Source organism: Pedobacter sp. 05L430, from assembly GCF_056397585.1.
Map to the genome: position 1 here is coordinate 1 of NZ_JBFTNT010000113.1, position 12,055 is coordinate 12,055.

A 12,055-nucleotide genomic window follows, 5' to 3' on the forward strand; every position below is an offset into this window, starting at 1 on the left:
CGATTAGGAGATGATCAGAAAATGAAGTTTTATAATAGCAAGGCCCGTGAACTGGCTGTTAAAATTGGTGACAGCCTTGCCATTGCCCGTAGCTACGATAATGAATCGCAGATTTATGCCAGGCAGAATCAGAATGAAAAATCTTTGCAATATAGTAGGTTATATTTCAATTATCTGAAAAAACATAACAACCTAAATGACATTGCTTTTAACAATCTGGCCACATCTTTTATTCGAAATAAGCAGCCCGATTCAGCAATCAAATATTATCGTGAGGGTATTGAACTCGAAAAAAAGAATCTGTTTAAAAAACGAAAAGGACTGTATTACAACGGCCTTAAAGATGCCTATGTACTAAAGGGAGATTTTGCCAGGGCGATGGAGGCYGCAGATTCTGCTTATACTATCGAAYTCAGGAATTTTCAGGCAATTGAAGCGGTTAAAATTGCGGAATTGCAGGAGAAATACGAAACTGAAAAAAAGGACCAAAGTATTCAAGAACTAAACGAGCGAAATAAGTTAAACGAAGCCGCTATAAAGCAGCAACGCTGGACGCTTGTTTTACTCACATTGATTTTTTTGAGTATTTTTCTTTTCTTTTATATTCTTTACAATCAACAGCGTTTAAAGCAAAAAAACAGATTACTAAAATCTGAGAACCAAAGACTAAATATTGAACAAAAGTTGTTGCAAACTCAACTAAATCCACATTTTATTTTTAATGCAATTGCGAACCTTCAGAGTTTAATAGCCTCGGGTCATGTTGAAGAACCTGTTTGTTATCTTAACTCATTTTCTAGTTTACTGCGAGGAGTTTTAGAGCAAAACAGAAAGGATTTTATTGAGTTAAGTGAAGAATTAAATTCCTTAAATAACTATATCCGACTTCAACAAATGCGTTATGTAGGTGTGTTTGATTATCAGATAATTGTAGATGAAGGTTTAAATCTTGAACACATACTTATCCCTCCAATGCTTATACAACCCTTTGTAGAAAATGCCATAGAACACGGTTTTAGACTTATAAGTCATAAAGGCATGTTAAACATCTCATTTAACAAGGTAAATGAGATGTTATTCATAAGTGTGGATGACAATGGCAGTGGACTCAGAAGTAATGATGTAAACAAACAAAAGAAGCAATCCTTAGCCCAGGTTATTTTGAGAGAGCGATTGGCACTACTTTTTTCATCACATGAGCAAAGTGCAAAATTTACGGTTAACGATAAAAAAGAAGGCCATGGCGTAATCGCTGAAATCACAATACCCTTAATTGAAGAATAAAAGACGATAAAAATGAAATTATATATCCTCGAAGATGAAGTGCGAATTATGCAGCATATTTTGCAGATTGTAAAAAAAATCAGCTATCTCGAAGTAGTAGGCGTCACAGATAGAGTTTCGATAGCTGCAATCGAGATACCTGCATTGGCACCGGATATTATTCTTGCGGATATCCGGCTAAAGGATGGTGATAGCTTTCACCTTTTCGATGAGATCGGAATGAATGATTTTCAGGTAGTTTTTCTTACTGCTTATGATCAGTATGCAATTCAAGCATTGAATTTAGGTGCTTTCGGCTACCTGCTTAAACCTATAGATGAGATTTCTTTAAGTGCAATTTTTAATAAATGTTTTCATCATCGGGAACAGGAAAGCTTTAGTCAGCAGCAATTGGCCATTGCCAAAGCACATTACCTTGCACAAGGAGTAGGCGCAGCCAGACGTGTTGCACTAAAAAGCATCGAATGCATTGAAATCGTTGCGATAGATGACATTGTGTTTTGTAAGAGTGATAAAGGATATACAACCTTTTATTTAATAGATGGAAGAGAAATACTTGTTTCAAAAGGGCTAAAAGAATATGAGAGCTCACTTACCCCATTCGGTTTTTTGAGGTGCCATCAATCTTATCTGGTAAATTTTCAATTCGTTAAAAAGTATTACCGTGAGGGTTACTTACTGATGGAAAATAAAGCACAGATATTGGTCTCAAGCCGAAAAAAGGAAGAGGTGTTAAAGTATTTAGAGAATATTGCTTAGTTCGATAAACTCATATCTGTTTGTTCGGAATATACCGGCTAATCGGCCCTCACAAACCATTCATCATAAGCCGCCTCTTGCCCATTTCCATCTGTAAGTATGCCGGATGTATGGAGCTTACCGTTTTCAAATTTTAAATCAAATTTTGCTTTCATGCTCTTAAAATCCTTGTATGAAGCAAAACTAATAAACTCTTCATAAACACCATTTTTTAAGGTGTATAGGCCACCCGCACAGGATACTACAAGCTTCTGGTTATCTGCCTTTGGAATAGCCTGTTCACGTATGACTACAACCATGCCCGGAGTAAATACTTTGCGCATGCTTGCCGAGGTGCTATCTGCAGTAAACACGCTGCCATCAGGATTATTTACCCGCTGAGATATTACTCTCCAGGTCCCGGTTAGTTCTTTGCTTTGTGTCGGAACTTCAACCTTGCTATACCATTCATCGTAAGTGGTGATGATTCCATCAGCACCCGAAAGGGTACCAACTGTATGCATTTTGCCATTTTCCATTGTCAATTTAAACTTCACCTTTAGGTCCTTATAGTCTTTATAGGAAGCAAATTCTGTAAACTCTTCATAAACGTCGCCATTTAAAGAATAATGGCCGCCGGCACAAGAAACTACCATTTTTTGATTGTCTAATTGTGGTATTCTTCTTTCGCCGACATTAACAAACATGGTTGGCGTATAAACCTTTATCTGATTTAAAGCGGCACTATCGGAAGTAGTTACACCGCCTTCAGAATTTATAATTTTTTGAGATACCAATCTCCAGGTCCCTTCAATGTTAAGCCGGGTTTGCCCAGATGAATTTAGGGAGAAGATCACTAATATAGCGATGGTAAGAGAGATAATTTTAGCGTTCATACTTATATTTAGTTTCTCTAAGATAAGAATCTTATTTAATGAAAAGATGATCTTGCCAATAAAGGCCTGTCACTTGTGTAACTGCTCCCGGGTAAAAACAATGAGCTAAAAAATGGATGATATTGAACATTTTATAAAATGGATAAGTTGGCAATCTGAAAAAGAAGGAATCATGCTTTTAATGGAATGGAATATGAGAATATGGCGCCATTTGGTTCTGCATTCTGTGCCCAAATTCGACCCCCAAGTTTTTGAATAAAATCTTTGCACATGGAAAGGGCTATCCCCGCTCCATGTTGTGTAGATGAACCGAAGTTACTGGATACTGAAAATAGTTTACTGAGCGTCTGCTCATCCATTCCGCGGCCTTCATCTGTTATGGATATAGTAATCAAATGATCGTCCTGTGTGCAACTAATTGTAATTGTCCCACCCTCAGGGGAGAATTTAGCGGCATTAGACAGTAAATTTCGATTAACGAATTGTAGCATTTCCTTATCCGATGTTGCAATTACGTATTTTGGTATTTGGTTTGACAATGTTATCTTTTTTGGAATCATTTGCGGCATAACAATGTCAGCCGATTCACTAAAAAGGTCATGCAGTACTAGTGTTTCAGCTTTATATTGATAACCGGACAATTGTTGTTTGATCCATTGCAATATGATGTCGAATGACTCCAGCATATCTGARGCTCTCTTTTCTATATCACCATAAAACTGTTCCATTTCCTCTTTCGTAAATTCTGGATTGTCCTTCATTAAACCAGCAATGCTTATTGTAGAGATAAGTGGAGTTCTGAAATCATGTGCTAAAATAGAGAAGAGTTTGTTTTTGAATTCGTCCGTTGCCTGTAGGGTCTTATTTTGTTCCAATATTTGCCGGTTGAGTTTTCCCAGCTCACTTTCATGTTTACGCGAAACCTGGTATAAGCGATACATGAAAAGGAGTAGAAATAAACTGACTACACAAATGGACACCAGCAGCCATATTTTGGTCTTGCTATTTTTATTTATGATACTTAAAACAGCATTATCACCTTGTATGATATTGTATTTAATGTAATCTCCAACAAATTTTTTCAAATTCTCATTCTCTTCGGCCATTGTGGTTTCCAGTAGCTTCTGAACGCTGATAATTTTATCCTTATTGCCCAATAATTCAGTAAAGCTTAAAACATCCTGCAATAATGGGATCAACGCCACTACATAACCGTTTTCTTTAGCCAATTGATAACTACTCCATGCATAATGCAAAGCACTATCTGGTTGGTTTTTATAATATCGGGCGTAGGAATTCAACAAGTAAATTTCCTGTTCATTAAGCTCATATTTTCGCGCTTCAGCTAAGGCATCAGCCAGCACCTTTAACGATTCTTTAATACGACCTTTTTTTAGTAGAAAATCGGATTCTAACTCCTTTACTCCAATTAGCATTCGGTAATCATTATACCTGGAAGCAATTTCCCGAGTTTTATTTATATAGTACTGACTACTATCATCAGAAAGAGTTGAATTAGCCATGCAATAATTGGCATACGCCAGGCTCATAATACTGTCTTTACTTCCTGTTCGAATGACCTGTCTCAAAAGATTAAGAGCTTTTGTAGAATCATTAAGACTTCCATATACATTGCTCATATTTATTGTTACCTGACTAACGTTTGCGCTGTCCTTTTGAGCGCTATAAGCAGACAATGCTTGGGTTAATAGTTGAAGAGATTCCTGGTACATCCCCCTCATAGCGAAAATAGTCGCTATAACATTATCAGCATMTGCTACTCCTTTCGGATATTGTAACCTAGTGGCCATCTCTTTGGCCTTTATACTATAATAAAGAGCGCTATCCAGATTCCGCATATGATAGAGCATTCCTAAGCGGTTTATGGAATTGATATAACCGATACTGTCTTTAACAGAAGACAATTTCTGTTTCTCTGCTCTTATTAAATTGGATTGTCCTTGTATTGTGCCATAACAAAATAGTAGGACCGGCAAAAAGTAAGGCAATAGTTTTGGTAAGCGCATGGTGAAAATAGGAATAGATCAAACTAATTTAGTTTTTAATTTAAATAAACTCAATTGAAAATAGACTTATTCATTTCATTTATTTATAGATTGCGCCTTGAGATGGTTACAGAATTTGCATCCGTTTATTTAATAGCGGTCTATAGGTGTCAGATACAGGAATCATAGTGTGATTGACGATTAATGTGCCCCCCTCAATGGAATCTATTTTTCCAAGGTTAACAATAAAAGACCTGTGCACTTTGAAAAATGTATTTTCGGGTAATTTTTGTTCTACAGATTTCAAGGATGAATGGATAGAGTAGTTGGTATTTGAAAGGAAAATTTTTATATAGTCTCCCTTAGCTTCAAAGTATAAAATATCAGATAATTTAATTCGTTTAATGATATTTGAATCTCGGATAAACACAAATTCATCTGCTTCATTTGCAGCCTGCTTTTTGGTTTTGATCAGATTTCGAGCCTTTTGTACCGCTTTCAAAAACCGAACAGATCCTATTGGTTTTGTTAAAAAATCAACTACGTTTAAATCAAAAGCTTCTATAGCATAATCTATTTGAGAAGTAGTAAAAATAATCATAGGGTTTTTACCCTCTAACAATCTTGCTAGCTCAATTCCGCTCATTCTGGGCATCTCAATATCTAAAAAAATGATATCAATATCGTTGTTAAGAATAATCTGATGGGCTTCGGCGGCATTTGTACATTCACCAACCAAGAATAAGGATGGGTCTAAAGTTATTAATTTCTTTAAAACGGCTCTAAATACCGCCTGGTCATCTACAATTAAGCAATTCATCAGAAATAATCTATTTATTAATCCAATATACGTTAATATTTCTATTCAGTAAAGGTACAGCCCGTATTAAACATCACTATAAATTATAACGCTTCAAATCCCCATTTCGACGACAGAATTTGCCTTTCTATCTCCTTTTCGTTTCGCAGATCGTGTTTCAGCAATAGTTTTGATTAATCAATTCACAAAAATATAAGCTATTATGAAAACTATTAAAAACTTTATCATCGTAATTATTTCAGTATTATCTGTCCAATTAGCCAGTGCTCAGTCCATTTCAATGAAAGATCCTGTTAGTTTTAAACTAAAAAATGGGTTGACCATAATTGTTGCAGAGAATGGGGAAAGTAAAAAAATATTTGCAGGTTTTACAGCAGATGAGCGAGCAACTGAAAGCAGTAAATCTGGTGTGCAAGAAGTATTTAACGTTATGATGAATTTCAGCGATAAGGGCGGTAATATAGCTGCAAATACCTCCGATTTTGCTGCCACCTTAATGATATTCTCAAAATCAATACAGGAACCTGCCTTAAACCAAACTTTTTTTGAAACAGCCTTAGCAAAAGTAATTACTAGTGTGAATGCGAAAGACCGCTATTATCCCGAAACAATTACAGAGGCATCACTTCAGGCTATAACTTTAAACGATATCAAAGCATTTTATAGTAAGAATATTATTCCTTCAAATGCATATCTGACTATTGTGGGCAATATCTCTGTCTCCGAGGCTAAAGCTTTAGCAAAGAAATCTTTTGGGGAATGGAACAACCGTTCTAACTCGGAACTATTGGCTACCAAATAGCCTAAATTTAATGGATGAGTTATTGATTAGCTGTACAGAATTATTTTTTTGCAGCTTTTCCTGTTATGGTATATACAGGTTGATATGAGATTGGATTTAGGCTAGGGCTTTATTTGCATTAAATCAATTCATTACAATAGAGCAATAGGGCTTCGTGAATCGGCACCGCATTCGGGAATATGTTGGTGCGTGCCACATTTGGTAAATATGGTGTTTTGGTGTTTATCCTAATACTTACTTTACCGGCTTATATCGAGGAAGGTTTGTGGGATGGTTTTATATGGAAGGAACACACCAACGTATTTTCTATTTTCTCTTCCCTGCCACAAATAATGGACATCAGTATACTAACTTTTCTAGTCCCTTTACTTGCACTGTCACAAAGTACGCATTATGTACTGGATGGCTTTATTTGGAAATTGAAAAGCAGTGAGGGAAAATAGCCTAAAACATCCGCTCATTTTTTCTTGTAAATCTCCATTATGATCGATAAAATGACCTCTAGGTGTTGCAAGGGACTCCCAGCTACCCCGCATAGACTAATATTAAAATCAACTAAAAATCTGAAAATCAACTGATTTCAGGTTTTTTTTGTTTTCCGACCAGAAGCAAAATATGTAACTTTTCTCACCATTCTGGTGAGCAGTGGCCATTATCACTTAAACATGCATCATGATAACATAAATGTAGTGATCAGTTCCTGATGCCTTTTATTTCAGCTTCTTTTCTCTGGCATCAAGACCAGCATATTGCCCAATGTTTCGGCTGTCCGTGTAAGGTTATCTGCTGTACATGCCAACGCAGTTGTGAGATCGTCTGGCTGGTTTCCAATAGGCATTAATACATCGAAATATGCCTGTAAATTTACATTCCGTTTCAGTGGCACCTTCCCCGCGAAGGCAACCACAGGCAGCCCTTTAAGTTTGGCACGGTATGCTACGCCAAAAGGCCCTTTTCCCTGTAAGGTTTGCGCATCAATACTCCCTTCCCCGGTGATGACCAGATCTGCCCGCTCCAGTGAAGAATTAAAATCTGTAAGTGAAAGAAAATGATCTATTCCATTTACCAGTCGGGCATTCAGAAATGCATATAAGCCTGCAGCTGCGCCTCCTGCAGTGCCTCCGTACTTTATCGCAGCCATATCCCTGCCTGTATGGTGTAAAACCACGCCTGAAAGTTTGTTAAGCGCCTGGTCCAATTTTTTTACCTCATCCGGGGAGGCACCTTTTTGCGGGCCGAATACAGCCGCAGATCCCTGGTTACCTAGTAGCATATTGTCTACATCGCACAAAACAATCACTTCACATTTCAATATTCTTTCGTCAAGGGCTGAAAGGTCAATAGTCGCTAAATCTCTAAGATCCTTAGGAAGAATGGCTAACTCATTGCCGTTCGCTGCTAAGAAACGGACACCAAGGGCACGCAAAATGCCGGTGCCACCATCCACAGTAGCTGAGCCACCCATGCCGATTATAATTTTTTCAACCCCCTGGTCAAGTGCTTTTCTGATCATTTCCCCTGTACCGGAAGAATTGGCACGCAAAGGGTTAAGCTCTTCGGGTTTAAGTAACCTTATTCCTGATGCGTCTGCCATTTCTATAACGGCTGTTGCACCATTATCGATCAGGCCAAATACAGCATTTATTGGTCTGCCCAGCGCATCGTGTACTGCCACATCCAATAATGTGCCTTTGCATTTTTTTATAATTAAGGTTGCTGTACCATCCCCGCCATCTGCTACCGGGAAACACTCAGTGGTCACACCGGCCTTACTTCGCCTTAAACCTTCCTGAATAGCAAACGCAGCTTCTTCGGCATTCAGACTGTGTTTAAAGGCATTGGGGGAAATCAGGATGTGCATCATGTCTTCAGTTACAAGTTTACCACGTTTACAGGATTCCCATTTTTATATGCATTCAAATTGGCAATAGTTACCTCCATTAACCTGGCTCTCGCTTCTTTTGTTGCCCAGGCGATGTGAGGTGTAATGATGCAGTTTTTTGCACCGAAAAGCGGGTTGTCCTTCGCAGGCGGCTCAACAGAAAGCACATCGAGGCCCGCTCCGGCAATTTTACTGTTGTTCAATGCTTCGGCAAGATCTTCTTCGATAATGATAGGGCCCCTTGAGGTATTCAAAAGAAAAGCGCTGCTTTTCATTCGCTGTAAGTTTTCTTTATTGATGAGCCCTTTGGTTTCAGGTGTTAGAGGGCAATGGATACTGACAACATCTGACTGCTCCAGCAGTTCGGGTATTTCTGCCCATTTAAAATTACTGCGGTGAGACTGATCTGTCCGGTTCCGGCTTGTTCCAATAACTTTCATTCCAAATGCGGCGGCCACATCAGCAACCTGCCGGCCTATATCACCAAATCCGATAATCCCCATTGTTTTTCCTGTCAGTTCAACCAGCGGATAATCCCAGAAGCAAAAGTCGGGAGCGGAAGCCCAGCGGCCGGAGGTTACCGCATCACTATGGCGCTGTACATGTAGGCAAAGTTCCAGTAAAAGGCCAAAGGTTAGTTGCACGACAGACGGCGTACCATAACCTGGTACATTACTTACTGTTATCCCCTTTTCCCTGGCCACTGCGGTATCCACAATATTATAACCAGTGGCCAGGACTCCAATGTATCTTAAGTCCGGAAGACTGTTTAATGCCTCAGCGTTTACCGGTGTTTTATTGGTAAATATAACATCTGCCCCTTTTGTGCGTTCAACAACTTTGTCTACTGGGGTGCGATCGTACAGGGTTACTTCACCAAATTGTTTTAACTCGTCCCAGCTCAGGTCCCCTGGATTCAGTGTATATCCGTCTAGTATTACGATTTTCATAAAATACTGTCACGACTATTTTGTTTCCCGTATTTTCTTACTGACCTATTCACATAAAAGCAATAAAGCCAAACTGCTAATGATATTATAAAGGTTGGTGCAAGATATTTTATCGGGTAAAGGAGTTTAGTAGTAAGATCAAAACCGCCTACTCCCATTAGTCCAGCAAATAGCATTTCTTTAGATTTTATATTTACCATATTAATTTATATTGGTTTACTAAAGATAACAATTATTTAAAATACAAAACTGGTTGCGTTTTTAAACGAAGTTGAAAATATTTCTCATTATATAGTTTCCTGAAGCAGTACTAACAACTACTATCAAAGCATGCATTTATCACTTGTTTTAATAGCATTATTGTCTGTAGCGTTTTGTATTCTCAACTCGTATAGATACCAACAGACAGAAATCACAATAAAATCTTAAAATCTATGCTTAGAACAAGGTACTATCTAATCTCATTGCTTTTGTTTCTGATCTGCCTTTCTGCCACCCTTATGTTGAGGGCTATTGTAGATCTGGATGAAGCTATCGCTGCTGTAAAAATTATATTTTTGCCTGCTTTGGTGTGCCTTCTGGTTATGTTGCTACTGCCATTGTCCATATACCTTTTGTACAAAGGGAATAATGCAGGTAAGGTCAAAAAGCACATTAGATTTCGATAGTGATGATAACAGTACAATCGAAGGCCAGATAGATTGTTTAGAAATTGCAGTAAATTATTGTTGTTCAGTTAGATAATGGCTTTATATCCAATTAATCTTTGTATTTTAGATAACCAGGCTTCAGTAGAATTTTCCGGGGGCACGACCAATTATTAAAACTGACAATTAATAGAAAAAAATGAAACCGCAAACTAATCAGCCATCGCCTGAAAACATTATGAAAATTGGAACAGGCTTTTGGGCTTCAAAAATTCTTTTGACCGCTGTGAGTTTTCAATTATTCAGCAAGCTTTCGGAAAAGAAAACTATGAAAGCCAAAGATGTCAAAGAAACTTTAGGACTTAAATGTACAGACAGAAATGTTTATGATTTTTTAGATACGTTAACTGTATTTGGTTTTTTAACGCGTGAAGGTATTTTGGAAACAGCCATTTATTCGAATGCCATTGATGCAGATACATTTTTAGATATAAATAAGCCGTCCTATATTGGAGGTATCCTTGAAATGATGAACAATCGTTTATATGGATTTTGGGGTAATTTAGGCGAGGGGCTGCTTACGGGACTTCCTCAAAACGAAGCCAAAAGAAGTGAGGATTTTTTCGGTTTAATATATGAGGACCCTGAAAAATTAAAAGAATTTACCAATGCAATGAGCGGCATTCAAATGGGGAATTTTATGACCTTTGCTCAAAAATTTGAATTTCAAAAATATAATACATTAGTTGATATAGGCGGTTCAGCCGGGTTGCTTTCGCTTATGGTTGCAAAATATAACCCTCATATGCATTGTACAAGTTTTGACCTGCCTCCGGTTGAGCCTATTGCAAACGCTACCATCCAGCAATTCGGATTATCAGATCGTGTAAAAGCCGCAAGCGGCGACTTCTTTACCATGCCAATACCCAATGCCGAGGTTGTGGTAATGGGGAACATCCTGCACGACTGGGACGAAGAAAATAAAATTTCTTTAATGAAAAAAGCTTATGATGCTCTCCCAGCTAATGGGGCATTTGTAGCTATTGAAGGCATCATAGATGACGAAAGAAAGCAAAATGTTTTTGGTATGATGATGAGTTTAAATATGCTGATTGAAACAGGAACGGGATTTGATTATACATTTGCAGACTTTAACAGATGGGCTAATATTGTCGGATTTAGAACCACCTCACTTCTTCCATTAGCAGGGCCATCAAGCGCGGCAATAGCCTATAAATAAACTTGCATTAACATTTTACCTGCTTTATTCTATGAACATTCTTGCTAACTGTCCATGCGTGCCTTAGGCATTTGTAATTCATGAGGAATGTGCGATATCTTTGCTAAACGGGTGCTCTGGTGTAAAAAAGTTAACAAACTATAGTTTAGGTGGTGGTTTTATTAGTCTTGTGCTTGATGTGTAGTGAACTTTGCTTTATTTTTTACTAAAAAATCACTCCAATGTCAATATTGAAGGAGGATTTTTAATCAGAGGTATTAAAAAGCAGAGGTATAGTGCTATTTATGTTAAATGAGCGCAGGGAATATTATAAATATTTATAGATTTGGTTGATATAGGTGAAGATGTGCCCTGAAAGTCTAAATAGTATCGGAGACCATGAGCTCTTGCTCCAACTGAGTGAGGGTAATAAGTATGCGTTTGACATTTTATACAACAGATACTGGAAACTCGTTTTTAATACTGCCTTTAAAAGGCTAAATGATATGGAACGGTCTCAGGATATTGCTCAGGATGTATTTGTTCAGCTTTGGATCAGGGGTACAGCAAGTCCTATTGAAAACCTTCCTGCTTATTTAAATGTTGCGGCCAGAAATGGGGTATTTAAACATCTCGAGAAAGAGGGTAAGTATGCGGCGCTTCCCGATACTGCAGCTGAACTTGAAGGCGTGCTCGGTGATGCTGATGCGAAAATATTACATGACGAATTTCTTGAAGCTTTTGATCAGCTGATTGAAAGCCTCCCTTCGCAACAGCGTATCATCTTCAGAATGCGTTTTGAAGATGATTT

11 protein-coding genes are annotated in these 12,055 nt (G+C 37.9%); 6 read left to right on the forward strand and 5 right to left on the reverse strand.

Going from position 1 to position 12,055, the window contains the following annotated elements:
• Positions 1–1,284 (forward strand): histidine kinase (locus AC1DG9_RS15250; RefSeq protein WP_477634834.1); only part of this gene is annotated, 1,284 nt, incomplete at its 5' end.
• 12 nt (positions 1,285–1,296) lie between these two features.
• Positions 1,297–2,043: a LytR/AlgR family response regulator transcription factor gene (locus AC1DG9_RS15255; RefSeq protein WP_172659972.1), complete on the forward strand. Its 747-nt coding sequence runs from the start codon at positions 1,297–1,299 to the stop codon at positions 2,041–2,043.
• 38 nt (positions 2,044–2,081) lie between these two features.
• Here AC1DG9_RS15255 and AC1DG9_RS15260 read toward each other — a convergent pair whose 3' ends face one another.
• The 3 genes from AC1DG9_RS15260 to AC1DG9_RS15270 form a co-directional block, all read right to left on the reverse strand.
• A complete protein-coding gene (locus AC1DG9_RS15260) occupies positions 2,082–2,918 on the reverse strand; it encodes a hypothetical protein (RefSeq protein ID WP_337716655.1) in 837 nt (278 codons plus the stop codon).
• A gap of 170 nt (positions 2,919–3,088) precedes the next feature.
• Positions 3,089–4,915 carry an ATP-binding protein gene (locus tag AC1DG9_RS15265; RefSeq protein ID WP_477634835.1) on the reverse strand — a complete coding sequence of 609 codons (1,827 nt, stop codon included), beginning with the start codon at positions 4,913–4,915 and terminating at the stop codon, positions 3,089–3,091.
• Positions 4,916–5,051: 136 nt separating this feature from the next.
• A complete protein-coding gene (locus AC1DG9_RS15270) occupies positions 5,052–5,744 on the reverse strand; it encodes a LytR/AlgR family response regulator transcription factor (protein WP_337716659.1) in 693 nt (230 codons plus the stop codon).
• Positions 5,745–5,946: 202 nt separating this feature from the next.
• On the opposite strand from AC1DG9_RS15270, the gene AC1DG9_RS15275 reads away from it, so the two are divergent.
• Both AC1DG9_RS15275 and AC1DG9_RS15280 read left to right on the forward strand, forming a co-directional pair.
• Positions 5,947–6,546: an insulinase family protein gene (locus AC1DG9_RS15275; protein WP_337716660.1), complete on the forward strand. Its 600-nt coding sequence runs from the start codon at positions 5,947–5,949 to the stop codon at positions 6,544–6,546.
• A gap of 179 nt (positions 6,547–6,725) precedes the next feature.
• Positions 6,726–6,989 (forward strand): hypothetical protein, encoded by a 264-nt coding sequence (locus AC1DG9_RS15280; RefSeq protein WP_477634836.1) that lies wholly within the window; start codon positions 6,726–6,728, stop codon positions 6,987–6,989.
• 272 nt (positions 6,990–7,261) lie between these two features.
• On the opposite strand, the gene AC1DG9_RS15285 is transcribed toward AC1DG9_RS15280, so the two are convergent.
• Positions 7,262–8,410: a glycerate kinase gene (locus tag AC1DG9_RS15285; RefSeq protein WP_337716664.1), complete on the reverse strand. Its 1,149-nt coding sequence runs from the start codon at positions 8,408–8,410 to the stop codon at positions 7,262–7,264.
• 8 nt (positions 8,411–8,418) lie between these two features.
• Positions 8,419–9,378, reverse strand: a complete 960-nt coding sequence (locus AC1DG9_RS15290) for a D-2-hydroxyacid dehydrogenase (RefSeq protein WP_172659978.1) — start codon at positions 9,376–9,378, stop codon at positions 8,419–8,421.
• 846 nt (positions 9,379–10,224) lie between these two features.
• Here AC1DG9_RS15290 and AC1DG9_RS15295 point away from each other — a divergent pair.
• Both AC1DG9_RS15295 and AC1DG9_RS15300 read left to right on the forward strand, forming a co-directional pair.
• Positions 10,225–11,265: a methyltransferase gene (locus AC1DG9_RS15295; RefSeq protein ID WP_172659979.1), complete on the forward strand. Its 1,041-nt coding sequence runs from the start codon at positions 10,225–10,227 to the stop codon at positions 11,263–11,265.
• Between the two features lie 344 nt (positions 11,266–11,609).
• Positions 11,610–12,055: RNA polymerase sigma factor (locus AC1DG9_RS15300; RefSeq protein ID WP_477634837.1), on the forward strand; the 446-nt coding region annotated here is incomplete at its 3' end.

Coding starts and splice junctions, on each gene's coding strand:
- AC1DG9_RS15255 (WP_172659972.1), top strand. CDS start 1,297: ATGAAATTATATATCCTCGAAGATGAAGTGCGAATTATGCAGCATATT.
- AC1DG9_RS15260 (WP_337716655.1), bottom strand. CDS start 2,918: ATGAACGCTAAAATTATCTCTCTTACCATCGCTATATTAGTGATCTTC.
- AC1DG9_RS15270 (WP_337716659.1), bottom strand. CDS start 5,744: ATGAATTGCTTAATTGTAGATGACCAGGCGGTATTTAGAGCCGTTTTA.
- AC1DG9_RS15275 (WP_337716660.1), top strand. CDS start 5,947: ATGAAAACTATTAAAAACTTTATCATCGTAATTATTTCAGTATTATCT.
- AC1DG9_RS15280 (WP_477634836.1), top strand. CDS start 6,726: ATGTTGGTGCGTGCCACATTTGGTAAATATGGTGTTTTGGTGTTTATC.
- AC1DG9_RS15285 (WP_337716664.1), bottom strand. CDS start 8,410: ATGATGCACATCCTGATTTCCCCCAATGCCTTTAAACACAGTCTGAAT.
- AC1DG9_RS15290 (WP_172659978.1), bottom strand. CDS start 9,378: ATGAAAATCGTAATACTAGACGGATATACACTGAATCCAGGGGACCTG.
- AC1DG9_RS15295 (WP_172659979.1), top strand. CDS start 10,225: ATGAAACCGCAAACTAATCAGCCATCGCCTGAAAACATTATGAAAATT.